The organism is Virgibacillus ndiopensis, from assembly GCF_900187325.1.
In the GTDB taxonomy this organism is placed as follows: Bacteria; Bacillota; Bacilli; order Bacillales; family Amphibacillaceae; genus Virgibacillus_E; species Virgibacillus_E ndiopensis.
Genome location: NZ_FZMZ01000006.1, coordinates 688,578 through 715,576, shown reverse-complemented (window position 1 = coordinate 715,576; position 26,999 = coordinate 688,578). Strand labels below are relative to the sequence as shown.

General features: G+C 31.8%; 19 protein-coding genes. 4 read left to right on the top strand and 15 right to left on the bottom strand.

Going from position 1 to position 26,999, the window contains the following annotated elements:
- Positions 1 to 3: 3 nt before the first annotated feature.
- From panD to CS937_RS15985, 6 genes are all read right to left on the bottom strand, one after another.
- On the bottom strand, positions 4 to 396 hold the full coding sequence (panD, locus tag CS937_RS16010) for an aspartate 1-decarboxylase (protein ID WP_099159476.1): 393 nt from the start codon (positions 394 to 396) through the stop codon (positions 4 to 6).
- Between the two features lie 82 nt (positions 397 to 478).
- Complete coding sequence (locus tag CS937_RS16005) at positions 479 to 2,443, bottom strand: glycosyltransferase (RefSeq protein ID WP_176555861.1); 1,965 nt, start codon at positions 2,441 to 2,443, stop codon at positions 479 to 481.
- A 58-nt stretch (positions 2,444 to 2,501) separates the two neighbouring features.
- Positions 2,502 to 4,406, bottom strand: a complete 1,905-nt coding sequence (locus CS937_RS16000) for a CDP-glycerol glycerophosphotransferase family protein (protein WP_099159474.1) — start codon at positions 4,404 to 4,406, stop codon at positions 2,502 to 2,504.
- A gap of 19 nt (positions 4,407 to 4,425) precedes the next feature.
- Positions 4,426 to 5,577 carry a CDP-glycerol glycerophosphotransferase family protein gene (locus CS937_RS15995; protein WP_099159473.1) on the bottom strand — a complete coding sequence of 384 codons (1,152 nt, stop codon included), beginning with the start codon at positions 5,575 to 5,577 and terminating at the stop codon, positions 4,426 to 4,428.
- A 1-nt stretch (position 5,578) separates the two neighbouring features.
- A complete protein-coding gene (locus tag CS937_RS15990) occupies positions 5,579 to 6,604 on the bottom strand; it encodes a ribitol-5-phosphate dehydrogenase (protein ID WP_099159472.1) in 1,026 nt (341 codons plus the stop codon).
- Positions 6,601 to 7,314 carry an IspD/TarI family cytidylyltransferase gene (locus CS937_RS15985; protein ID WP_099159471.1) on the bottom strand — a complete coding sequence of 238 codons (714 nt, stop codon included), beginning with the start codon at positions 7,312 to 7,314 and terminating at the stop codon, positions 6,601 to 6,603. The genes CS937_RS15990 and CS937_RS15985 overlap by 4 nt, the downstream gene beginning before the upstream one ends.
- 199 nt (positions 7,315 to 7,513) lie before the next feature.
- Here CS937_RS15985 and CS937_RS15980 point away from each other — a divergent pair, with 199 nt between their 5' ends.
- Positions 7,514 to 8,584 (top strand): LCP family protein, encoded by a 1,071-nt coding sequence (locus tag CS937_RS15980; RefSeq protein WP_099159470.1) that lies wholly within the window; start codon positions 7,514 to 7,516, stop codon positions 8,582 to 8,584.
- Positions 8,585 to 8,626: 42 nt separating this feature from the next.
- On the opposite strand, the gene CS937_RS15975 is transcribed toward CS937_RS15980, so the two are convergent.
- The 3 genes from CS937_RS15975 to CS937_RS15965 are packed head-to-tail and all read right to left on the bottom strand — an operon-like array spanning position 8,627 to position 11,081.
- Positions 8,627 to 9,361: a WecB/TagA/CpsF family glycosyltransferase gene (locus tag CS937_RS15975; protein ID WP_099159469.1), complete on the bottom strand. Its 735-nt coding sequence runs from the start codon at positions 9,359 to 9,361 to the stop codon at positions 8,627 to 8,629.
- Positions 9,362 to 9,413: 52 nt separating this feature from the next.
- Positions 9,414 to 10,226, bottom strand: a complete 813-nt coding sequence (gene tagH / locus CS937_RS15970) for a teichoic acids export ABC transporter ATP-binding subunit TagH (protein ID WP_099159468.1) — start codon at positions 10,224 to 10,226, stop codon at positions 9,414 to 9,416.
- Positions 10,227 to 10,274: 48 nt separating this feature from the next.
- On the bottom strand, positions 10,275 to 11,081 hold the full coding sequence (locus tag CS937_RS15965) for an ABC transporter permease (RefSeq protein ID WP_099159467.1): 807 nt from the start codon (positions 11,079 to 11,081) through the stop codon (positions 10,275 to 10,277).
- 259 nt (positions 11,082 to 11,340) lie between these two features.
- Between CS937_RS15965 and tagD the strand changes: the two genes are divergently transcribed.
- From tagD to CS937_RS15950, 3 genes are all read left to right on the top strand, one after another.
- The gene (gene tagD, locus CS937_RS15960; protein WP_099159466.1) at positions 11,341 to 11,739 is read left to right on the top strand and encodes a glycerol-3-phosphate cytidylyltransferase; all 399 of its coding nucleotides are present in this window, start codon (positions 11,341 to 11,343) and stop codon (positions 11,737 to 11,739) included.
- A complete protein-coding gene (locus CS937_RS15955; RefSeq protein WP_099159465.1) occupies positions 11,732 to 12,895 on the top strand; it encodes a CDP-glycerol glycerophosphotransferase family protein in 1,164 nt (387 codons plus the stop codon). Before tagD ends, CS937_RS15955 begins: the two co-directional genes overlap by 8 nt.
- 203 nt (positions 12,896 to 13,098) lie before the next feature.
- Entirely contained in the window at positions 13,099 to 14,106 is a 1,008-nt protein-coding gene (locus CS937_RS15950) for an LCP family protein (RefSeq protein WP_099159464.1), read from the top strand.
- Positions 14,107 to 14,157: 51 nt separating this feature from the next.
- Here CS937_RS15950 and CS937_RS15945 read toward each other — a convergent pair whose 3' ends face one another.
- From CS937_RS15945 to CS937_RS15920, 6 genes are all read right to left on the bottom strand, one after another.
- Positions 14,158 to 15,240, bottom strand: coding sequence for a glycosyltransferase family 4 protein (locus tag CS937_RS15945; RefSeq protein ID WP_099159463.1), 1,083 nt, complete (start codon positions 15,238 to 15,240; stop codon positions 14,158 to 14,160).
- Positions 15,241 to 15,371: 131 nt separating this feature from the next.
- The gene (locus tag CS937_RS15940; RefSeq protein WP_245835767.1) at positions 15,372 to 15,548 is read right to left on the bottom strand and encodes a hypothetical protein; all 177 of its coding nucleotides are present in this window, start codon (positions 15,546 to 15,548) and stop codon (positions 15,372 to 15,374) included.
- Between the two features lie 732 nt (positions 15,549 to 16,280).
- Positions 16,281 to 19,355, bottom strand: a complete 3,075-nt coding sequence (locus CS937_RS15935) for an SH3 domain-containing protein (protein ID WP_099159462.1) — start codon at positions 19,353 to 19,355, stop codon at positions 16,281 to 16,283.
- A gap of 165 nt (positions 19,356 to 19,520) precedes the next feature.
- Positions 19,521 to 23,846, bottom strand: a complete 4,326-nt coding sequence (locus tag CS937_RS15930; protein WP_099159461.1) for an alginate lyase family protein — start codon at positions 23,844 to 23,846, stop codon at positions 19,521 to 19,523.
- Between the two features lie 36 nt (positions 23,847 to 23,882).
- The gene (locus tag CS937_RS15925) at positions 23,883 to 24,800 is read right to left on the bottom strand and encodes an NAD-dependent epimerase/dehydratase family protein (RefSeq protein ID WP_099159460.1); all 918 of its coding nucleotides are present in this window, start codon (positions 24,798 to 24,800) and stop codon (positions 23,883 to 23,885) included.
- A gap of 49 nt (positions 24,801 to 24,849) precedes the next feature.
- Positions 24,850 to 26,982 (bottom strand): glycosyltransferase, encoded by a 2,133-nt coding sequence (locus tag CS937_RS15920; protein ID WP_099159459.1) that lies wholly within the window; start codon positions 26,980 to 26,982, stop codon positions 24,850 to 24,852.
- Positions 26,983 to 26,999 lie beyond the last annotated feature (17 nt).

The window sequence follows — 26,999 nt, the reverse complement described above, 5'->3', positions numbered from 1 at the left end:
CAATTATATCTTTACACCTTCTGGCCAATGTAAATCATGCTCTTCTATACTAGTAATCTCGTTATTTTCATCAACGAATACCACTCTAGGTTTTAGGTCTTCTATTTCCTCATCAGTCATGAGTCCAAGACTTAAGATAATAACAATATCACCTGGTGAGAATAAATGTGCTGGAGGACCATTTAAGCAAATGCGTTTTGAACCTTCAGGCGCAGGAATTGCGTACGTCTTCCATCTCGTCGCATTCTTTAAGCTTGTTATTTGTACCATTTCATATGGTTTAATATTCGCTTCTTTCATTAATTTATAATCTATCGTTATACTGCCCACATAATCAAGTTCAGCTTCCGTTACTGTTGCCCTGTGTATTTTCCCTTTACACATTAAGCGTTGCATTAACATTGCCTCCTTTTAATTGTTACCTAACTTTTCAGTAGATTATAAAATAAACTTCAGTCAATTGCAAATTAACTATATATTATAAATTATATTTTAAATACCTAAAAAAACCACGGGCGCCACTAACCTTCTCTTTTCTGATTTCCAACAACCCTTGATCATTATTGGAAATCTGATATACATGGAATTTATATGATTGTGGTCGCTTTCTATCGTTTAGATGGTATTTTAATTTACCTCTATATTTAACATCGTCTAGATTTAGGTAATACGTGATTGAAAAGAATCTCCCGATATCAATGACTTCTTGCAAGTCATCCAATGGGATAGAGATCGTATAGAATAACTTACTTTTGTTCAATTTTTTATTTACTCTTTGCATTTCCCACTGTTTATTATTAATTTCAATTGTTATTCCTTTTAAATCCTGCTTGATTGATTTATAGCTTGGTTCTATTACATTACTTGAGATCGAAACAGTTAAATATTGCTTATTAAAATAAATTTCTTCAACCGTGTTTTGAATGTATTCTTTATCTGCCAATTTATAACGATAGTTGGAATAATAAGTGGCATTCTCTAAAGTTTGTTCCCATTTATTTATAAATTGATCTTCACTAAAGTCAACTATACTATTTCCCGCATTTGAAAACATTTTTCTTTTTTCGGCAGAAGAATAATGTATGAACTTTTTTATCGTTGCTGCTAATGCTTCAATATTATTTGATTCTATCAAAAATCCATTATAACCGCTTCTTATCATATCACTTGGCCCATACTTGATATCATATGCGAATACAGGACAATTATTCTTAAGGCTTTCTAAGATCGTTAAACCAAATCCCTCATATTTACTTGTTAAAAAGGAGCCCATACTTCTGCTGAATTCTATTTCTGGATTATCAATAAAATCGTGTAACTTGATCTTCTCTTCCAAAGAAAATTCCCTTATAAGAGAATTCAATGATTCTTTCTCTTTTCCTTTTCCGTAAAAATCAAGCTGAAAGTCTAGACCTTCTTTGTGAAGAATATTAAACGCCTTGATTATATGTCCAAGCTGCTTTTCTTCATGATAACGCGATACAACAATAAAGCGGTTTGCTAACTTTCTCTCTGCAAAAGTACTTTTATTATCTTCAATATAATGTGGTATTACACTGAACGTAGAACGATTTCCGTAACGGGATGCTACGTCATTCAATTGACCATTGGTAAGAAATACGATACCATCAGCTTGGCCAATGTTTTTAAAAAGATATCGATTACCAGTCCTAACTGTCGAGAATGTATTATATGGTTTTCGAAGATGAATACTATGAATAACAAAGATCTTTTTTACAGGTTTTCCAATAAAATCAATAACCATTTCATCCATTGCCCTACTGTCATTAATCATATAATTTGTTTTCTCATCAGTAATCAGCAGTTCCAACCAATACATTTGTAATTCTTTGTGGCTATTAAATTTCTTTAGGACATTTCCAGCATGGTCCAATAAAATAATTACATTGGGTTCTTTATTTTCAAAGGATTTTACCATATATTTAGATCTATCTTCTCTAAAATATATCTCCTCTTTCAAATCCCCCTCTTGAAAATTCCTCACACGCCTAATACGTCCCGAATTATCGAATTCCTTTATTTGTTCAACAGAACCATCTTGCAGGTATTCAATTTTTTTCACATTTTCACTGTTTTCATTTTTAATTACTTTAATTTCCTTAAACTCCTGTAAAACATCATGACCACTGTGGTTTTGTTCATTTTCATTTATTTGAATTGGTTTTCCATTATCATTCTTTGATAGGTAATCATACATATTTGTAACAATTACTTTATCATTCGTGAAACCCTCTTGTTTTAAGAACTCTTTTATATCTTCTAAATTAGGCTCGTACTTAAAAGTTAAAATATTTATCACCCTATCAAAGTGTTCCGAAAACACATGAGCTCTTCGAAACATGGCAGTTGTTAAACCACCAAATCTTAATGGGATAGATTCAGCAATAAAATAAAAATCGCAATTATTCTTTAAGAAGTTCAAACTAATACACTCTCCCAATATTGATCTTAATTTTATAGTACTTCGTAATCGGGATATATTATTTGTCCTCTTCCTCCATTGTACGTTCAAATAATTCAACTCTAGATGCTGGAGGTATTAATACATTCTTTTTCTCCTTTTCAACAACAGGAAGGTCTTCTAAGCTCGGAATAATTATTTGATCTACAACATTTTTGGAAGCCTTCCCTAATGTATCGTCAAAAAAGTATTTCACAAACGGACCAATTTTTTCTAATTCAAAGCGTTCCTCTTTAATGGTTTGAATTATTTCTGAAGTCGATTTTAGTAAAGGTCCTGGTATAAACTCAAAGAAATTATAGTAAAAATCTCTTGATTCAATATATTCTTCAACATCGAAAGCAAAGAATAGCATAGGCTTATTCAACAAAGCATATTCAAAACATACTGATGAATAATCGGTTATTAGAATATCGGTAATTAATAATAAATCATTTATTTCCCGATAATCACTAAAATCATAGAAGAAATCCGCATATTCATATGGTATCGTAAACTTATTATTAATAAATGGATGGATTTTAAATAAAAAAACGTACTCTTCATGCAATTCCTCATATAGTTTTTTTAGGTTCAATACTTCAAAAGGGTAATGTGCCGAGGCTTGTCCATTCCCCCTAAATGTAGGTGCAAATAATATGACCTTTTTATTTTTTATGAATGGATACTTTTGTTGTAACGTTTTTCTAACATGTGCTTTATAGTTCTCATCGAAGAAAATATCAGCTCTTGGAACACCAGTTGGATAAACTTTATCCATTGTAATACCGAATCCTTCCGCATAGTTTTTTCGAACACCTTCACTACTAACTACAGCTTTCGTATAATTCCTATGATTTCTCGACTGTGGTGACGGCCCTCCTGGACGTCCGATTCGACTATATCCAAATGTTTTAAATGCTCCCGCAGCATGCCAAATTTGTATTAAATCGGCATTATTGCGTATCTTCAGTGGATATACCAATGGATAAAAGTCATCTAACAATATAATCTTGGATGTTGCAAAATGGAAAGCAGTTTTTATTAAGTCAACAAATGACTTACTATTGTTAATTCGTTCATTAAATACAAATTTAATTTTCAAATTTAAATTACGTTTATATAACTCCTCATATACAAAAAAGAAATTACCATTTAGTTCAGAACGGCTATCCGAAGCAAAGACAACTTTATTCTTATTAATTGGCAGTAGCATACAGAAAAAAATGTAACATAATTTTAAAAAACGTCTTTTAATTGCTTTTATATACCTATTTTCCTTTACCTCAGTGCTATTTGGCATATCACGAGGATCAAATGACTGCAAAAGTGTATTTTTAAAAAGTAATGTCTTGCTATATTTGTTAAATGATATTAAAAGGTTATACTTTAAAACTTTATTAGCTGAAAAATAATGTAATTTTGTTGATAGCATGTCATTCTTCATGAATTTTTTAACATTGGCTAATGAAATCGTTTTTTCATATTTGATATTATCGTTATTGGATGGCATTTGTTCTAAATTAATCAGTACATCATAGTCCCCACTTGGTAATGGCTTCCCTTCATGAATAACTGATAAATCAATATTACCCTTAAATCCACTTAATGAATCTACATCATCTTTGGAAGAGTCATAAAACTCAAGGTTTGAAAGTTTACAATTATCTAGGGGGCATTTAATTATGTTTAGCTCTATTATTTCCTCATCCGTTAGCTCTTGGTAATCCTCATTTTCTTCTTTAAAAGCTTCTACATTAATTTTAGGTACTAACATAAGCGTTTTCCTTATTCTATCTTCTGCATAGGAAGTCAATCCTTCAAACGAGGCATAGCCCTCGATTTCCAAATATGGTCCATTTATTAATAGGTTAGTAATATCACTGTTAATCATCGCTTCATTTCTTATTTGAATATTATCATTGTCAATGGATGATACAAACATATGTAACGCCCCTTTCTAGTTAAGAAGTGAAATGCTCTACTATTTTTTTAGAGACATTCTCCGTATTATCAAAATTATATTTAATCATTCTCGTCGTATTAAAAAACTCATTATGAATACGTTCATTTATCCAATCTAACAATTGACTATCTTTGTGTAATATTTCACCATCCGAAATGGTTTCTATATCCTGATAGAACCCACGGTTAAAATTATATTCCTCTATATCTGGAATAAAGTGTGCTAGCGGTTTTTTTAATAATGCGAATTCAAAAACTGCAGATGAATAATCAGTTATAAATGCGTCACTGACTAACATTATTTCATTTATCGAATGTCCCTGTACAACAAGAACGTTGGGACATGCCTTCAGACGGTTAATATCAACTTCATTCATATAGGGATGTGCTTTAAAAATAATACGTTTATCTTTATTCATCAACTGCGTAATTTTTAAAACTGAATCTATAACGTCTAATGACGATTCTGCATAAATCCCCTCCGCCTTGTATGTAGGTGCTACAAGTATGTTCACAAAACCTTCTTTTAATAACATAGGGTAATCTACATACAGCTGATTTTTTACTAGCTCACATATTTCTTTATTCGTAAAAAGATCTATTCTAGGTACTCCTAATGAAAAAATAGAATTGAATGACATATTAAAAGCTTCAGCATAAAATGGCATAAACTTTTCTGATGAAATATATACATGCGTATAGTTTGAGTGAATAGGAACAAGTTTCAAATAATCAAGACTCGGTCCAAACTTGGTACCAATTGTACTGTATCCAAATTTCTTGAATGCACCCGCTGCATGCCAAAGCTGTATAACCTTCAAATTAGAACTCGGTTTTATAAGATAAATAGGCAAATAATAGTCATCTAGAATTAAATACCTCGCATTTGCGATCAGAAATACCTCTTTGAATAGTTTAAGATTCATCTTGTTTTGTCCATAAACAAGATGAATCTTAGCATCAGGTAATTGTTTAATTAATTGATCATGGATGAATTTTAAATTTCCTTCTAACTTGTCAGTTCTATATAATGCAATTACAACTTTTTTATTATCTTGTTTCAATAAAATAGAAAAGGTAGTGTAAACAAAATTCAATACTACTTTATAAAAAACAATATATACCTTCTTCAAGGTTTGAAGATGATTCATATTAGATCATCCACCTCATAACTGTTTTCCCCCAAGAATCAGATAAATCACTTTCAAATGCTGTTGTAGCATCATTTATTTTCGTCACATCAAATACATGACCTATTAAAGTTCCCAAATACTCAACAATTTCAGGATGCTCTTTATAAATATTAATCGTACGTTGAAAATCAGTTGCACCGCTCCGACTGCTCCCCAGTAGTGTCAACCCTTTTTCCAGTACCATTCTCGTGTTAACTTCTACCGGGTATTCACTTACTCCCAATAGACAAATGATTCCCTCTGGATTAATATGATCTATAATTTGTTCAATAGCGTATTGACTACCTTTTCCACCTGCACATTCAACAGCATGATCGACGGTTAGTTGTTCCGGGATTTCATCAATTTTCAATGCCTCATCAACAAAGGAAAAATGATTTAATTTATAGTCGGTTTTCCCAAATATGATAACCTTGCTGTTAGGGTATAGTTTTTTCAACAACAAACATGTTATAAATCCCAGATTACCATCGCCCCATACTCCAAACGTTTCCCTTTGCGGATGTGCTTTCTTTTCAAATCTACTTATTGCATGTACAGCAATCGTTACTAATTCAGTGAAAGCAGCCACATTCATATCAATACCATCTGGCAGTTCAACAATTCTGTCATGATCTAGAAAAACATAATCCTGCATAAAACCATCATAGCCACTAGACCTAAACTTACTTGTCCTTAAATAATTCTCTGCAATATAAGGATTTGTTTCAGATGGAGTATTTGGTACCATAACAACTTTCGTACCTATTTTAACCTTGCCTGTTGGATCAAAAACCACTTCACCAACACCTTCATGGATTAGGGCCATAGGTAGTTTCTTCTTCATTGCCTCTTTACCACGCGTTCCAGTATAGTAACGCTGATCTGCGGCACAAATTGACAGGTTGGTCGGTCGAATGACAACTTTATTAGAAATAATCGATTTATCCTTATAGGTAATTTCAAATTGTCTAGGTGAAACAAGGCGATATACTTGATTTATCATTTGTCTAGACTCCCTTTAATAATTGCATTTGCAACATTTAGATCATAAGGGGTTGTGATTTTTATATTAAAAATTTCACCTTGAACAAGTTTCACCTTTTCACCTTTTATTGAAAATATTTTACATGCATCCGTTAAAATTGTTTTTTCATGGTCTGTCAGTTCACCATATAGTTGCTTCAATTTGTTTATATTGAAGGACTGTGGGGTTTGTCCCTGATACATATGGTCACGACGTGGAATTGAACTAATAAATTCATTATCTTCTGATTCTACAATCGTATCTATCGCTTCAATAACAGTATCTACAGAGCCATATTCGATAGCTTCATCAATATTTTGTTGAATAATACGATGAGTCAAAAACGGTCTTACCGCATCATGTGTTACTAGCACATCATTTGTATTTGATTCATTATTAGACTCTATAAAATCGACAATTTTCATAATCGTACCATTCCGGTCACTTCCACCAACAATTACTTCTACATTTGGAAGATCTATTTTGTATTTCTTTAATATATCTAACGTATGATTTATCCATTCTTTTGGTGTAGCAATAATAATTTTTTCAAATCTATCATTTAATATAAATTTTTCAATTGTATGAACAATGATGGGTTTATCATTTAGTAAAAGAAATTGTTTTGGCATAGGAACATTACCCATACGCGTTCCTTTACCACCTGCTAAAATACCTGCATAAATCAATTGATTCACCTCATATCTAAGATATACTTCATTATAACATAATCACTAATGCCACTATTATTCAATTCTATTACAATTTACAAACACTCACACAATTCGACAACAAATTTATTTTTCGGGGCGGCAATAAAATTATCATTTACGAAAAATACAGTTAATAGTAATATAATAATTAGTATGTTTTTTAAGGAGATTTCATATGTCAGATACCAATCTAGAAAATTCAAGAATAAATAAACGAAATGAAAATAAGAAAAAAAAGCGTAAGAAACGTTATTTATATATATTATTGCCCACTTTGATCATTATTTTAACCATTGCTTCTTATGGAATTCATTTATATACAAAAGCACAAAGCACCGTTGAGGATTCCTATACTGATGTTGGACGTGAAAATGAAACTTCGGAGCTGAGAGAAGAAGCTGTTGATCCAGTGGAAGACAATGTCTCTGTACTGATAATCGGTGTTGATGATAGTGAAAAACGTGATTATAATGGTCATGGTCGATCAGACACGTTAATCTTAGCCACATTTAATAAGAAAAAGGGTAATGTGAAATTGCTAAGTATACCAAGAGACTCTTATGTTTATGTACCAGAAGTCGATTATTTTACAAAAATTAACCACGCTCATGCGTATGGAGGGCCAAAGGCTTCAATTGAAACTGTAGAAAACTTTTTAAATGTACCCGTTGACTATTTTGTACGTGTTAATTTTGAAGCATTTATTGAAGTTGTTGATTCATTAGGCGGTATTGAGTACGATGTTCCTTTTGAAATGTCGGAAATGGACTCAAAGGATAATAAAAATGCAATACATCTAATGCCTGGAAATCAAGAATTGAACGGAGAAGAAGCATTGGCATTAGCAAGGACCAGGAAATATGATAATGACATTGAACGGGGTAAACGGCAACAGGAAATTATAAAGACTGTCGTTAAAGAAGCAGCCTCTGCATCATCCATCTTAAAATTAGGTGATTTAATCGAAGCTGTTGGAGATAATATGACGACCAATCTATCATTTGATGAAATGAAAAGCTTTATGTCTTATGGAATTAATAACAACTTTTCAATTACCTCTATCAATTTAGAAGGCAGTGGAGGGAAAATGAACGACGGATTATGGTACTATCAAGTAGATGAGCAAAGTAGAGCCGAAATTGAAAATGAGCTAAGAGAACAATTAGATTTACCAATTACAAATGAATTAGATTCTAAATATACTAGTGAAGATATTAGTGAAGAAAAAAATACAACTATTAACTGAAATACGAAATGCAAAAGGAGTGATCATCAACAGATCACTCCTTTACTCTTTCTTAAGTATTACGCGAGCCATAAATTCAAATGCCTTCAAAATTCTTCTCCAACGAAATGGCTGTTTTAACAGTCTGTACAACCATTCTAGATTAAGTTTAATCCATCCATTAGGTGCTCGCCTAACTTCACCTGCTAACACATCAAAACTACCACCCACACCCATGAATAACCCCTTTGAGAATTGATCCATATGCTTAGTAATCCACGCTTCTTGTCTCGGCGAACCTAGAGCTACAAAAACCAGATCTGGATTTACTACTTTAACTTGTTCTACAACCTTAGGATCGTCAATTGAAAAATAACCATGATGGTAACCAGCAATAGTTAAATTAGGATATTTTTTTTCAACTTCCAATACAGCTTTCTCAATTACATATTCTTTTGCCCCAAGAAAATAACAAGACATGCCTTGCACATTTGCAAATTCAAGCAAATCCAGCATTATCTCAAAGCCAGGGATTCTTTCCTCAATCGGCTGCTTCATGTACTTCGATGCCATAACAATTCCAGCTCCATCTGGCACTACATAGTCAGCCGCTTGAACCATTCCTTTGTATTCGGCATCTTCCTTTGTCTTCATTACAATCTCAGGATTAGCTGTAACTACATAACATTTTTGTCCCCTATTTAATCGAGGAAACAAATGATAATATAGTAAATTCTTCTTTGTTGTATTGATAAATTCAATATCCATTATTGATACAAGATTTCCCGTATTCGACATATCTAACAACCTTTCAGCTATACTTAAGTAAAGCATAGCTATTCAGATTAAGCTATTTGGTTTCTGCAAACATGTCGCTTCCATATTGTTGTCTCATAGCTTCCTCTTTATATTTTTCTTTTTCTGCTTTGGACATCTTTTTATATGCTTTAATAAATTTCTCATATTCAGGTAAAACTTCTTCTTTAGTCCCGTAATCCTTGACCCTTCCAAATTCTAACCAAAGGATTTTATCGGCAAAATCTTTCATTTGTGCAAGGGAGTGGCTAACAAAGATAATCGTCTTACCTTGTTTTTTAAATTCATTCATTTTTTTAAAGCATTTTTCGGCAAAAGCCTTGTCCCCTACCGACAATGCTTCATCAATAACAATAATATCTGGATCAATTGAAACCGAGATTGCAAATCCTAATCTTGATTTCATTCCACTTGAGTATGATTTAACTGGTTGATCAATAAATTTACCAATTTCAGCAAATTCTATAATCTGCGGCTCTAATTCCTCAATTTCTTTTTTATTAAAACCAAGCATTAAACACTTTAATTCTATATTCTCTCTTCCAGTCAAATTCCCCTTCAAACCTGAGGCAATTGCTATTAAAGAAACATCGCCATTGACTTCTACAGTCCCAGTCGTTTCCGGTAGAATACCAGCAATGATATTAGATAAAGTCGATTTCCCTGCTCCATTCACACCAACAAAACCGATGACATCACCTTTAAAAGCTTCGAAATTAACATTTTTTAAAGCATAGAAATCTTCTCCATAACCTTTACGAGTAAAAATATCTTTTAATTTTTCGGATGTGCTTGTATACAATTTATGCTTCTTTGTAACATTTGAGACTACTATCGTTTTTTCCATAATAAATCCCTTCTATATAAGGAATGATTTAATATAGCGTTCTAATCCCTATATAAAATCAATAAATCTCCTTCTAAATTTCACATGTAACATGGATCCTACCACCAATAAAGATAATGTTACTCCCCAGAAATATAGAGAGTATTGCCAATTAGTAATAAAATACCACTCTTTGCCTAATAACGAATAACGATATCCTTCAACTAAATAATACAGTGGATTTAACTTCATTATGATTTGGATCCATCCATCAAGCTTTGAGGTTGCCCACAAAATTGGTGTCATATATAATAGCATGCGCAATAATGCTTGAAGTAACATTTGTAAATCACGTATGATAGTGTTTAATGTCGATGTGATTAAAGATAGCGCAAAAATAAACAAATATGACGCGAAGATATATATTGGTAACTGCAAATAATATATGCTTACAGGATATCCCGATAAATTTAAAATTAAAATTGTAATAAGAAGAAGTCCTATATGCGAATAGAACTTTGAGAAAATAATGATATTCGGTATCAAGCTCATTGGAAAATTCATTTTTGATAGCATTTGTACACGCTGATAAATGGATTTAGAACCCTCAATAATAGAAGGGTTGAAAAAAAACCAGATAACTATTCCCGATAACATCCATTGAAAAAAGGGATCGCCGTCAATTGCTTCTCTTTCCCTGATACCAAATCCAAAAATAAACCAATAAATTGCTATTTGTATTGCTGGATTAATTAGTTCCCAAGCAATACCAAGGTAATTATTTTTATTTGCACTTTTTATTTCATATAATGAAAGCCTTCTTAATAAATAAAAGTGCTGTATTTGTTCCTTTAATACTGTTATAACAGACTTCATACTAAATTCCTCTCATGTCTAACTAATAAACTAGCTTATAAAATTATACTACACCCATAGGAAAAGGCAAACCAATTTCAAACATGGTGAATAACCGACCTTTGTATTATAAACCATAATAAATAAAAGTCGATGTCTTAGAATACATCTTAATTTAAATGTAAATCCAATGTTAATTCATTGTAAAGTTGTGTTATTATAATAGTAGGTGAAATTAACATCTTAGTGTGTCTATTTCATTTATATGGAGGAATTTACCATGAAGAAAGTAATAACATATGGAACATTTGATTTAATTCATTGGGGCCATATTAATTTATTACGTCGCGCAAAAGATATGGGCGACTATTTAATTGTAGGAATATCTACAGATGAATTTAATGCAATTAAAGATAAAAAAGCTTATTATAATTTCGAAAATCGAAAAATAATTTTAGAGGCTATTCGTTACGTTGATGAAGTTATTCCTGAAATAGGATGGAATCAAAAAATTGATGATATTATTAAAAATGAAATAGATATCTTTGTTATGGGTGATGATTGGAAGGGTAAATTTGACTTCTTAAAGGATTATTGTGATGTTGTGTATTTACCAAGAACAAACGACATTTCAACTTCCAAAATCAAAGATGATTTATATAGGGTGCAAAATGATTAGAGAACTTGCAATTTCCATTTACCTTTTCCTATTCCAATTGTTATTCAATTTGTTTAAATTATTTCCTCAAAGGAAGAAGACTGTATGTGTTACTTCCTTTGGAGATAATATTTTTTATACAACTAAATCATTAAGAAGTGTATCAGATGAGGACATTATTGTTCTAAAGACTAGAAAATGTGACTACTCTTTTGATAAAACATTGGATTTCGATATCTATCACCCAATTGCATATTTACAATCTATCTATCATCTTGCAACAGCAACTACAATTTTAGTAGATAACTATTTTGGATTTTTAGCCGTAACTGAATTTAAAGAAGGTACAACTTGCATCCAGTTATGGCATGCTGCAGGTGCTCTAAAACAGTTTGGCCTAATGGATCCTTCAAACAGATTGAGAAGTAAAAAAGCAAATGACCGTTTTCAACGTGTATATAACCGGTTTGATTATACGGTCGTCGGTTCAGAAAAAATGGCAACTATTTTTAGAAAAAGCTTTGGCGTAACGAATGATTCTATCTTACGTACCGGAATACCAAGAACTGACTTTTTCTTTAATTATATGGAGAAACGAAGCATCATTCAATCAATGAAAAAGAAGTACCCTATTATAAATGAAAAAAAAGTTATTCTATATGCACCAACATTTCGGGATAATCAGCTTAATGATTATCAACTTGCTTTAGATATTAAAGAACTGTATCAAGCGTTATCTGACGAATATGTTTTATTTGTTAAATTACACCCAGCAGTGCAGTATAAGCTTAGCGAACAGTATGATGATTTTGTTTACGATGTTTCTGATTATCAAGATACAAACCAATTACTTTTGATTGCAGATTTATTAATCTCAGATTATTCATCTATTCCGTTTGAATATGCATTACTTCAAAAACCAATGATATTCTATGCATACGATTTACAAGAATATCAGAATACTAGAGGACTATTGGTAGATTATCTAAATCAAATGCCTGGGCCAGTTGTATCAACTACAGAAGCTATCATTCAAGCAATTGAACAAAATTCATTTGACAAAAATAAAATAAAAGCTTTTGCGCAACAGTGGAATGAATATTCCGTTGGCGGATCAAGTGTGAATATTACAAGAGTACTGACAAGAAATGAAGAAAATGAAGAGATACTTGTATAAGATCCTTATTAAGAATTGAATCTTATTAAGGATCTTTTCATGTATATTAATATCTTTATATAGTTGTAACCTATTCTTAACTTTATTCGACAATATTATATATGGTATCATCAAAATCAGATTGCAAATTAATTTAGATAAATTTATAATTAAAAAGGTTTATATTTTTGTAGATTTACAGAATTAAAGGAGATTAAATATATATGGATCGTAAACAGATACGTAAACAAAAAAAGAAAAAGCGAATTCGCAGGTTTCTTTTGATTGTTGTAATATTATTTCTAGCATTAGTTGGATTTGGGGCTTACCTTGTATTTCAAACATATCAGGCTGCAAGTGATTCATATGATGATCTTGGTAGAGAGAAATCAGATTTACGGGATAAAGCTGTATCAATTGGGGATGACCCTGTATCCATTTTGTTAATGGGAGTAGAGGATTACTCAACTGGTGGAGAGCACGGTAGATCAGACACACTAATGGTAGCAACATTTAATCCAAAAGATAAAAAGTTAAATTTATTGAGTATTCCTCGTGATACAATGGTTGAGCTTGTCGGTAAAGGTACTCAAGATAAAATTACACACGCATTTGCATATGGTGGAAAAAAGATGACGATTGAAACCGTAGAACAGTTTCTAGATATTCCAATTGATTACTATGCTGCTGTTAACTTCGATGCTTTCAAAAACGTTATAGATATTCTTGGCGGTATAACAGTTGATGTTCCATTCGATTTCACACAAAATAGTGATGATCGTGTAGCCGAGAAACTACAATTTCATGAAGGAAAAATGGAGTTAAACGGTAGATATGCATTAGCGTATGCACGAATGCGCAAACAAGATCCTAGAGGCGACATTGGAAGAAATGAACGTCAACAAGAAGTAGTTAAAGCGATCATTAAGAAAGCAACTTCCCTTGGTACTATTACCAAGGTGGACGATCTAGCTAAGGAAATGGGAAACAACGTTGAAACAAACATGAAAATTAGTGAAGGTCTTGCATTTTACAAAGAGTATTCCGATTTTGGTGTAAGTAATATAGAAAAACTAACCCTTGAAACTTATCCTGAAACAATTGATGGATTGAGTTATCAAATTGCGGAAGAGGAATCATTAGAGGAAGTAAAAGCAACGCTGAAAGAACATTTGGAGTTAGACACTCTTAAAGCTTCTAATGAGGATAACAAAGAGACAGCATCAGAGTAAATAGAAACACTTTCAATCCTATTAAGTATTGAAAGTGTTTTTTAATATTCATTAACTTTTGTCTACTTTTTTAATACCGATTATTTTTTTCATTCCATCTAACAGTGGTTGCTGCCCTTGCATAACGATACCAGCAAGTTCAGCTATTATTTGAATTCCGATGATGATAACTCCAAAAATGATAATCGAAGCTTGCAATGTTCCGCTATTGAATATAATTGCCATGCAACCAAAGAAAGCACTAAACCCGTATATAATTAATACAGCCGATTTATGACTATAACCCATTTTTATAAGTTGATAATGAATATGTTTTTTATCAGCTGTGGCAATCCCTTGTTTATTTATTGTCCTCCTTATAATTGCTAAAATGGTATCAAATATCGGAATAGCAATCACAATTATTGGTATTATAAAGCTAAACAAAGCAACGTTTTTAAAGAGACCTAACATGGAAACAACTGCGATAGAATACCCTAGAAACAGTGCCCCCGTATCGCCCATAAATATCTTTGCTGGATAAAAATTGTGATATAGAAACCCAATACAGCTTCCTATTAGGATGATACAAAGATAAGCCACTACAATACGATAATCCATTATAGCCATTACAAGGATGCTAGATAAGCCAATTGCAGATACCCCCGCAGCAAGCCCATCTAACCCATCAATTAAATTAATTGCATTTGAAGCTGCAACTATCCAAATGATAGTGATTATATAGCCAATTCCATCTAAGTAAACTGTTCCAAAAAAAGGGACTGTTAATTTCTCTATAACCAATCCAGCAGATACTACAGTGATAGCAGCAGCTAGCTGCCCAGCAAGTTTGTAGTATGGTTTCAAGTCAAAAATATCATCTAAAATACCGGTTAATAACATAATACATGCGCCCAAAATAATAGCCATCATCTGAGGGTGTTCTGGTTGTAAGTATAAAAAACCAGCTATTGTCCCCGCAAATATAGATAGACCACCTAAGCTTGCCTTAATTCCATCATGATTTTTTCTTTTATTATCTGGTTTATCAGTAGCATTCACATTAAATGCCAATTTTTTAATTAATGGCGTTACAATAAACGCAGTTAAAGCTGAAATTATAAAAGCTACTACTAGATCAGCTATGTTAAACATGAAGACACCTACTCAAACTATATTTTTTACATACATGTACTAATTTTATCATATCTTGTGCTTGTTGACACTCTAATATTTAATACCCAAACTAAATAAAATAAAAAGTGCCTACCCCTTTGAGTAGACACTTAAAATTTATCTGTAGATGCTTCTTGAACAATCATTAAACCTATTGTATTATTTTCTCTCCAAATGGATTTAAAACTAGATATTGGTACTGGCCTGTTTCCTACATAAGGAGAAACCTCTAGTGTTAATGCAGAACGTTTAATTTTTCGGGAACCAATCAGTAAATGTTCCTCCACTAACCTGTCTCGAGTAAACATTACCTGTTATATATGCACTTTATCTCCTATCTAAGTATGTAAAGACCCATTAGTCGTATCTCCCTATTACAAAATTTCTCCAGTTTAGGTTCTAATAGTTGCACTTTGCCTTGGTTTTCAGGGTCAGGGTACATTGCATTATTTTATACTAGATTCCAGTTATAAGAGTATTGACGGTTCCAGTCTAAACCTCTTATATTTGCTTTCCAAACCTTAAAGTTAGTATTTCCATTATTTAATTTTAATATTCTTATTGGACTATCGGTACTGAATGCACCTACTTAAACCAAGGATACACTGTCTGGATCGCACAAATTATTATTTATTGAATTCGAAAAATTTCCTGATTTAGTGACACATACCTATTCCAAATTCTTTGGTGGTTGGAATGATAATTATTTGTATTTGTCTTATGAGATTGTTTTCGTTTTTTCTCTCACTAGTATACCTTTTAACTCAGAAACCAATGGGTTGTTGATATTTCAAGTAATGTTATATCCATTTCTCCACAATGAATGACATTAATTCATCCACAGAAATCAATATGGAACATTGCTGTGATTTTATGTATTCTTTTTCTATTCTCCTCACCTACATTGTAATCTTTATACAAAATTATCGATAAATATTTACATTTTTATTTAAAAGCCACATTAATACCTTTCCACGGTAATTAATGTGGCCATTTTCTTTATTTTATTAAAGTCGATTTTAAAATCCTAAATAATTTATTAAATTCCTTGTTATATCTACTATTTTTGCATCCCATGCCTCATCTGTAGCATATTGATGTGTATTATTATTATATCTCATATTATAAAGTGTAAATTGCTGGTAGGCATCACGATGAATATAGTAATCGCTTATCCATTGCGCTCCACCAATTATACCAGCCCTTTTTCCCTCAAATGAATCTGCACATTCATTAGGGCAAGCATCAAAAGCACTGATACCAAAATAATTATATTTTGCTTTTACAATGTCTGAAGTACCATAGTTAGTTTCATGGGCTGCATGTGATACTAAATACATTGCATTTACACCTGTTACGTTTTGTGCTTCTAAAAACGCATCCCCCATTCCATACATATAACTACTAGCACCAACTTTACTAGCTATAAATCTATTAATTTGGTCTTCAGTTAAAGTGGATTTACTATTTAAGGGTGTAAATAAATTTATATGATTAACTGTGCCATTATAATACTCTTTTTCATATTGCATAACATTATAACCATTAACGCTACCGCCCCAAATCCAACCAGTTACTCCACTTGAAGTTTGAACCCTAAACCAGTCTGAATACTTTTGATTAGGTAAATATACATAATCCAAAACTTTAACTGAAGTTCCGCCTTCAATACCACCAATATCACTGGAGTTACTTGTAGCGTCTTCCCTTAAATTTCTGGCATCCTTAACATACCACCAGTTATCTAATAAATTTTCATCCAACTTATCTTTATGAACCCAGCCAACTATTCCATTTTTATTAATTTTAATTTTAGCAGCATAGTTATATTCTTCTAATATTTGAACTTTATCACCATAATATAATGTGTATATTTCATCTTGCCGAGTATAATATGCCAAATCATTGTAGGATTCATATACCTGTAACTTGGGAACATTAACACTTAAACCACTTTCAACGTGACTTTTCAGTACATACCCAACACGATTCAAGTAAACTATACGCCACCAATTCTCTCCATATTCCGTTGCAATTGGATAAATGGTTCCTTTTTCAAGTTCTCCAAACGGCACTAATTTACCGGTGCTATTGTCATAGACTGTTACATTTTCTGTAATTACAATTTTACTTCCTGAATGACTATAATCCTTGTTTAAATTACTTACATTATTTTTATTTCCAACTTCTGTACCCTCTGCGTATACATAACCATAATCATTGCCAAATTTAACTTTATGCCAATTCCCATATTCACTTACTCTGGGATATACTTGGCCCTTTTTTAACTCACCAACCTTAACTAGACCTGATCCTTTATTTGTATATACGGCTAAATTATCTATTAATACCTTAAAATAATTATCGGAATCAACAAAATTATATTTAACGTCATTTTTATGAACATACCCAACCCTATTCGCGAAAACTATTCTCCACCAATTTCCATAATTGCTCGCAATATAATATGATTGTCCTTCTTCGATGGTTCCAAATGCTTTTAATTTACCAGAACTATTGTCGTAAACAATTACATCTTTTAGTGTGGTAAAACTACGATTGGTATGATTATATGATGTATTATTATTTTTTATACGATTCCCACTGGATGGTTCTGTATTTCCTTTATAAACATAACCATAATGATTGTTAAATTTGATTCGATGCCAATTTCCATAATCAGATACTCTTTCATATGTTTGACCTTTTGTTAATGTACCTACTTCTTTTAAACTACCAGACCTATTATCATAGACTGGCAGATTACTAGTAAGTACCCTAAAATATCTTTCTCCACCATCAAACGTCTGTCTAACTTGTGATTTTAAAACATATCCTACCCTATCCGTAAAAACTACTCTTAACCAATTATTTCCATAGTCTGATACTATTGGATATTCTTCATTCTCTTGAATAATACCAAACTCTACTAATTTACCAGTGCTATTATCATAGACTGGAGTTTCTTGTGATGTTACAAACGTTCGCTTTGAGTGAGTATAGCTTGCATTTTCATTTTGTAGATTTGTGCCATCATCAGGTATCGTACGTTGTTTTAAAACATAACCCACGCTCATGCCGAACTGAATTTGATGCCAGTTTCCATAATCAGAATCAATTGGGTATACTTGACCTTTTTTCAATTCACCTAATTTTTTAGTCTTCCCTTTGGAATATACAGTTACTTTTTCCTCAACAACCTTGAAATAGCTTGCGGAAACCCCTTCCCAAGAGTCAGTATTAGCTAGCGTTTTTTCAGATGTTTTTTCACTTTTTGCAGAAAATGCAGTGAATTGTTTCTCTTGGATATTATCTTCTTTATTATCTTTTGATGGTATTTTTTCATCTTCTATTAATGAAGTATGTTTATCTTCTTCTGCTTTTTCAATATCTTTGTTTGTCACTTCATCGTTATTATTACTTAAAGGTTCTTGTGGTTGTTGATCATTATTTTCTATCGGTGTTTCTTCGGTTTCTTTCTTATCGTTGTTTACTTCTTCTTTATTCTTTTCCTCATCGCTTGTTGAATCTTTTGGTGGTTCCTTCGAAACCTCCGTATTAGGTTCAGTATTTTCATTGGCAGAACCTTTGGCAACGACTTGTCTATCTTCCTTGCTTAGGTAAAATTCGACATTCCCTAAATATACAACCCCAATCCCCTCCGCCTTCTGGCTAGTGGGATATTCTATTTCCTCAGTTATCAAAATCCGTTTCATCTCATCGGGATTGATAGAGTACAGTGCAGTATCCTTGGATAGCTTTAGACTGTCAACTTGACCTTCAATCTGTTCACTATCAATAAATTCAGGTGCGCTCTCGGTTAGTTGGACCTCCTGTAGATTATTTAATGGTATCGTAATATGTGTGTCTGCATATTGAATTTCTACAGCATCCCCAACTTTTTCTCCGTATATAAATGTGTTCTCCTGTATAGTAATACTTTCATTTAATATCATCGTTTGAGTGAATTGATATAATTGATTGCTCCCGATATTAATAGATTCCCCTAATGCCTTCATTGGAACTATTGTTTGTAATAATAGCAATAAAACAATAAAAAATGCACTTATCTTTACATGATGTATTCTTTTCATTTCTGACTCCTTTCCTATTTTTATAATTCTATAAGAATTATAAAATTAGTATATTACTCTTTTCGACATTATACAATGCAATTTAAAGTGTTTGTAATATATAAATTTCAATTTCAACAAAAATGACAAAGATCATTACAAATGATTTTGTCATTTTTTAAAAAATTACTCATTTATTAACTTGAAAGATGTTTGTACAAAACCTTTATCTTCCTCAAACTCAACAATTAATGAATGAACATCCTTTCGCATTACTTTTTTATGTTCATAATCATAATCAAAAGACCAACTCTTATAAATCTCGTCTTCATTACCATATACACTGGAGATTTTTACAGGTATATCACTATTAATATTGATTCTCATTAATGTTTTTCCAAATTTGTTTAATTCAATTTCATTTTTATCATAATTAATCTCAGGTATAATATCTGGCGCCAAATGCCAAAGCAATTTGTAGTTATGTTTATCATTAGATGTTATTTCATCATCTACCTGAATAATACCATTCAATTTATTAAAGGTTATCTTTCTTTGGTGAGTAACTCCTTCATATCTTTTATTTACCCCTGTTGCACTAGGTTTTGAATCATCATCGGTATTAAATTCTTTTAAGTATGTACTATCATATTTGCCATCCACCCTTGGTAGTCCCTTATCATCTACAATAAGTGTATTGTGAGCATATGATGAATAAGCATACTTAGTAATCGGATCAGACATTGTATAACTATATGGGCCAGCCTCTGTAATAATATCTTCGTTATTATAAATCCATAAGCTTAAATCATCCGAATGTTTATGATAACTTGTGTGATACGCTGCTGTAAAAAATACATATGTCCCTTCGTTCGTATTTGTCCATTTATCCCTAAAAATAGCATACCCCGCATCAGGAAATACTACATTAGTTTCAACTGGCTTTTGACCTGATTGGCCATTAGTTACAGCGTATTGATAATAAGAGTTATTTTCCCATATTGAATGTAAAGGGTAATCTTTTTTATAAGTATCGGCTATTAAGGGCCATGTGCCATCTGGTTTGATAACATGAGTTGCATACTTAACCATTTTATCGTATTTACTATAAAGTCTATTCGCCGTTAAACTATCTCCAAATTGCTCTAATACATTTCCATATGACCTTAGTGAACCAGCAATTATCTGATGATAGCTTGGTGAATGTTCTAAATGAACACCATCATCTGAAATTAGACTTTCAAAATAATTATCTAACCTATTTACAGCAATATTGTAATAATCATTAAATATTTCCTCGTTATAGAAATATTTACTGAAAACTATTAATGCTTCATCTTGAAACATACCATGATTCGTATTTTCGGAATAGAAATTTTCATCTGCTAACAAATCAGCATGAAAAACCATCATGTCAAATAATTCTAGTTTTTGGTTTTCAGTTAGTATTGATTTTCCTGCTTCAAAAAAGTTAACCAATGTTGATAGTCGTCTTGCAGTTCCTTCATCATGCCATGCCATTTTATGTTTAGGTTTATAATATGGGTTATTTTTCCTCCAATTTTGTATATACTCATATCCTTTATCAATATATTGTTTATTATTCGTGATATTATAAGCCTCAGATAGATCATTTATAAAAAATAAGCCATGTAATTGTCTAAGAAAAGACCTTTGATGCTCATCATCAACACCCTCACCTTTTGTCCAATCAATTCCATTAGTATAATCCATAGGACAGTCATTATGAATTGGGTCTTTACAATAGTCTGAAAATAAAATTTTGTCATTTAGCATTAAATTGGCTGCTTCAATCGTTTCATTTTCTGGTGTACCTTTATTATCATTGTTAAATGGTGAATCTATCAAATATGTTTTTAATGTACTTAGATATGGATGGTCATCCAAGTTTAAAGAAAAGTTATCTGTGTTAATTACATTTTCATTCTTCACAAATACGTTTCGCCCAGCAAGCTCTATTTCAGACCAATTTTCATCGACTATATTTATCAGAGAAATTCTTTCACCAGCCTGAATTGTTGCAACTGGGTTATTATAATTTGTTTCAGAATATACCGTTGAATCAATTATAGTTAACAATGAACCCGTAATCTTGTTGGTTTTAAAGTTATATGTGTCAGGTTTAGTAGCATCTTTCCATATATAACCAATTTGATCGCCATATTTTACCTTATGCCAATTTCCATAATCAGCAATTCTCTCGAATATATTACCTTTTAATAATGTTGCAACCCTAACCCGTACACCATCTTTAATTAAATTTAATGAAGCATTTTCTGTTACCATAAATGCGTCTGAATTTTCATCAAATGCTTTTTTCACACCATTTTTATGGATATATCCTATCCTATCAGCGAAAATAATTCTCCACCAATTCCCATAATTACTTACTATTGAATATTTTTGATTTGAATCAATAGTTCCAAACGGCACAAGTGTACCTGATGAGTTATCATATACAACCACATTTTTTTCAGTTTTAAACATTTCTGAAGTATTTTTATATCCAGTGTTTAAATTTTTAATTTTATTTGATACTCCAGGCTCAGTTTTGGCTTTATACACATAACCAAAGTAATTGTCAAATTGAATTTTGTGCCAATTTCCATAATCAGCTACTATTGGATATGTTTGTCCTTTTGTAAGGGTTCCAACCTTTTCTAAGCTACCGGATCTATTATCATACACTGGCAAATTACTAGTTAACACTCTAAAGTATTTCTCTTCGCCATTAAAATTAAGTTTAATTTGTGATTTCAATACATACCCAACCCTATTCGCGAAAACTATTCTCCACCAATTTCCATAATTGCTCGCAATATAATATGATTGTCCTTCTTCGATGGTTCCAAATGCTTTTAATTTACCAGAACTATTGTCGTAAACAATTACATCTTTTAGTGTGGTAAAACTACGATTGGTATGATTATATGATGTATTATTATTTTTTATACGATTCCCACTGGATGGTTCTGTATTTCCTTTATAAACATAACCATAATGATTGTTAAATTTGATTCGATGCCAATTTCCATAATCAGATACTCTTTCATATGTTTGACCTTTTGTTAATGTACCTACTTCTTTTAAACTACCAGACCTATTATCATAGACTGGCAGATTACTAGTAAGTACCCTAAAATATCTTTCTCCACCATCAAACGTCTGTCTAACTTGTGATTTTAAAACATATCCTACCCTATCCGTAAAAACTACTCTTAACCAATTATTTCCATAGTCTGATACTATTGGATATTCTTCATTCTCTTGAATAATACCAAACTCTACTAATTTACCAGTGCTATTATCATAGACTGGAGTTTCTTGTGATGTTACAAACGTTCGCTTTGAGTGAGTATAGCTTGCATTTTCATTTTGTAGATTTGTGCCATCATCAGGTATCGTACGTTGTTTTAAAACATAACCCACGCTCATGCCGAACTGAATTTGATGCCAGTTTCCATAATCAGAATCAATTGGGTATACTTGACCTTTTTTCAATTCACCTAATTTTTTAGTCTTCCCTTTGGAATATACAGTTACTTTTTCCTCAACAACCTTGAAATAGCTTGCGGAAACCCCTTCCCAAGAGTCAGTATTAGCTAGCGTTTTTTCAGATGTTTTTTCACTTTTTGCAGAAAATGCAGTGAATTGTTTCTCTTGGATATTATCTTCTTTATTATCTTTTGATGGTATTTTTTCATCTTCTATTAATGAAGTATGTTTATCTTCTTCTGCTTTTTCAATATCTTTGTTTGTCACTTCATCGTTATTATTACTTAAAGGTTCTTGTGGTTGTTGATCATTATTTTCTATCGGTGTTTCTTCGGTTTCTTTCTTATCGTTGTTTACTTCTTCTTTATTCTTTTCCTCATCACTTGTTGAATCTTTTGGTGGTTCCTTCGAAACCTCCGTATTAGGTTCAGTATTTTCATTGGCAGAACCTTTGGCAACGACTTGTCTATCTTCCTTGCTTAGGTAAAATTCGACATTCCCTAAATATACAACCCCAATCCCCTCCGCCTTCTGGCTAGTGGGATATTCTATTTCCTCAGTTATCAAAATCCGTTTCATCTCATCGGGATTGATAGAGTACAGTGCAGTATCCTTGGATAGCTTTAGACTGTCAACTTGACCTTCAATCTGTTCACTATCAATAAATTCAGGTGCGCTCTCGGTTAGTTGGACCTCCTGTAGATTATTTAATGGTATCGTAATATGTGTGTCTGCATATTGAATTTCTACAGCATCCCCAACTTTTTCTCCGTATATAAATGTGTTCTCCTGTATAGTAATACTTTCATTTAATATCATCGTTTGAGTGAATTGATATAATTGATTGCTTTCTACAACTTGCTCAATAACTTTCCCTAATTTCAAATACGTCTGTTTTTCCAAATCTATATCTTGCGCTGAAATTACACCACTAGTTTGAAGAATTGTATTAAAAGCTAAAACTAAAATTAACAGAACGTTACATACTCTTTTCATTTCTTCCTCCCTATATACACTAATAGTGTACTGTAATTACATCGATTCAGTTAAAACTGTCTCTTTTAATCCCTCTTCCAATGATGTTCTAGTCATCCAGTTTAACTCCTTGAGAGCTAATTCGTTTGAAAGTATGCTGTCTCTGATGTCACCCTCCCTGTTTTCAACATGGTTCGGCTGTAGTTCAACCCCGTATAGTTTGTTAAAATTATATAATAATTCATTTATAGTAGTTTGTTTATTGCTAGAGATGTTATAAACTCCATTATTTACTACATCTAACGAGGCTACATTTGCCTCTGCAACATCATCAACAAATATAAAATCACGTGTTTGGTAACCATCCCCAAATATAACTGGCCTCTCATTACGGCGAAAGCACTGGTCAAATATAGATACTACCCCACCCTCACCTAGTGATGTTTGTTTTGGACCGAAAACATTAGAATAACGAAGTATAGTATATTTTAACCCATAGATCTCATACGCTAATTTTAAATATTTTTCAACAGTAAACTTCGCTAAACCATATGGCGATGTTGGATTCCCTGGATAAGTTTCTTCTATAGGAAGTGCTTTAGGGTTCCCGTAAATTGCCGCAGAAGAAGCAAAAATGAACCTTCCTACCTTGTATCTTTTAGCAAGATCTATTAAATAAACTGACCCCATTATATTTATATCTGTATCTACAGTAATATTTTCAATAGAATAAGGGACACTGGTTTGAGCAGCTTGATGTATTATAAATTTAAATTTATGATTTTTAAATACTTCCTCTACACCATTGTCTTGTATACTTAATTTATGCAAACTAACATTGTTAATGTCAATATTACTTACACTTCCAGTACTTAAATTATCAACGATATGCACATCATAACCCATTTTCAATAACTTTCTAACTATCCTTGAACCAATAAAACCACAGCCACCTGTGACTAGTACCTTACTCATCAATACCCCTCCAATTTTAAAAAGTATTGCAATTATCTTTTATAATTAACTAAATTAGATTCTTACTGGTAAAAAATAAATTATCAAATAATGTAACTCTCGAATTATAATCAAACCTTTTGGGGTATTTCTTAATAAAATTATCATCTATTTTATCTTTATGGCTTTCTATAAGGTCAACAGCATCATCTACAGATTCTACTACAAAGTCTGATGGGTAAGCAGTTTCAGCACCCGGCCAATGATAGATAACTGGAATAGAGCCACTTGCCATTCCTTCCATTGGTGAAACATGAGATCCCTCTATATCACTTGTTGACAATACAAATTTAATTTTTCTTAACCACTCATCTACATCGTTACCGTGTTTATCGAAAATAACATTTTCCTTCCATTCAGATTCTTCAATTCTTCTGAACACACCTTCAAAATAAACTCTTTCTTCTTCACGTCCCATTAACCATGGTAATTCTTGAGGTAATTTGCTTTTTATATAAAGTTTATATTTATCATTTTTATACCAAAGCTTCTCAAAAACATCTAGTGCCCTATCTAATCTTTTTAGTTTGGGTAATATACCAATAATACCGAGATTATAATTAAAGTTTTCTAACTTTGGTTTATTAAACCTTTCATAATCAATCATGTTTTCTATAATTATCATTTTATCTCTTGGGACATTTTTTAATCGATTAAATTCCTCAAATAAGTGTGGAACTATTACAATAATTCGACTAACATTATCATAATTAATTAAAGATGGATATGGTGTATTAATTTCTTGTCGATGTAATCTGATAAATAGCTTCTGACCTTTATATTTATTATTTGAGTACCATACCGCATTACCCAACCCCCATTCACAGAAGATAATATCTGCCTTTTGTAAGAGCTCTTCACTTTTTTCAATGTTATGATTTTCATGACTATCCCATTTATCGACTAGTACATTTATATTTGGATCGCTTTCGCATTTTTTTATATACCAATTTAAAAATTTAAAATCATGACCAGCAAATAGTATGGTTTGCTTTTGGTCATTGTATTTCCATAAGTGTTCTAATACTTTACTACTTACTTGAGATATTTGGTATTTTTTACTGGCATTGTAACACTTTAATGCGGCATCTTTATAAATTTCTTTATCCCTAAAAGCTAATAGTAACTTATTAAAAAGTTCCTCTTCATTATTTGCGAATAATGGGTAATCCTTCCCTAAAAGTTTTTCATATTGTTTTGTCCTTCGGGAAATTATAGGTTTCCCATTAATTCCGTATTCCAAGAACTTAGTTGAGAGTTCTAAACTATTATTATTATCTATCTCCTCAGATCTATAAGCAAAACCTAAGTCAGACATTCGAATAAGGTTAACAGATTCTTTACGACTAACTGCCCCAATCCAGTTAATACCTTTAGTATGTTTGAATTCTTCTAATACCTCGTCTTTTCTATCTATCAATTTCCCTTGGAACTTATCACCTGCTATATTTAATGTTATAACCTTATCTTTAGCATTTACTTTTTTAAATACATTAACCATTTCTAAAGTTTTCCATTGTTCGGCAAATTTACCTGTATAAACAATAGAATAATTTTTAATACCTATTTCAGGATCCTTTTTGGAGTCCACAACAGACGGAGAGAGTTCTATAAACTTATCCCCACTTACTTTTAACAATTTTTTTAGGTATTCTTTCATTTCTTCGGTTTGCACAAATATATTGGGAAATATATGGTAAACTTTCTCGAAAAAACTTTTTTCTTCATCACCCATTTTTGATTCTACGTGTGTAAAATCGGTTATATAAGGAATTTGTTTCTTACTAAAGGATTTATACATTGATTGCTCCGTTAATAATTTACCTCTAGTTATTATAATGTCGTAATTATCCTTTTCATCCAATAATTGAATAATATCTGTAGCATCTTTAACGCTTAATCTATTATTGTATTCAAAACTCTTTTCTTGAAACAATCTAAAAGGTTGAATGATTTTTATATTATTAATGTCCTCGATATTAGATAAAACATGTTTCCTTTTTATTGGAGCTTTAAGCAATAAAGTAACGTCAACCCGTTTATCATTTGTTAATAAATTCACTAGTGAAGTTAACCATATAGCAGAGCCATCCATTATATTAAGATCCTGATCACCGTATAACAATATTTTTAGTCTTTTCACCTTTTGCTGTCCCCCCA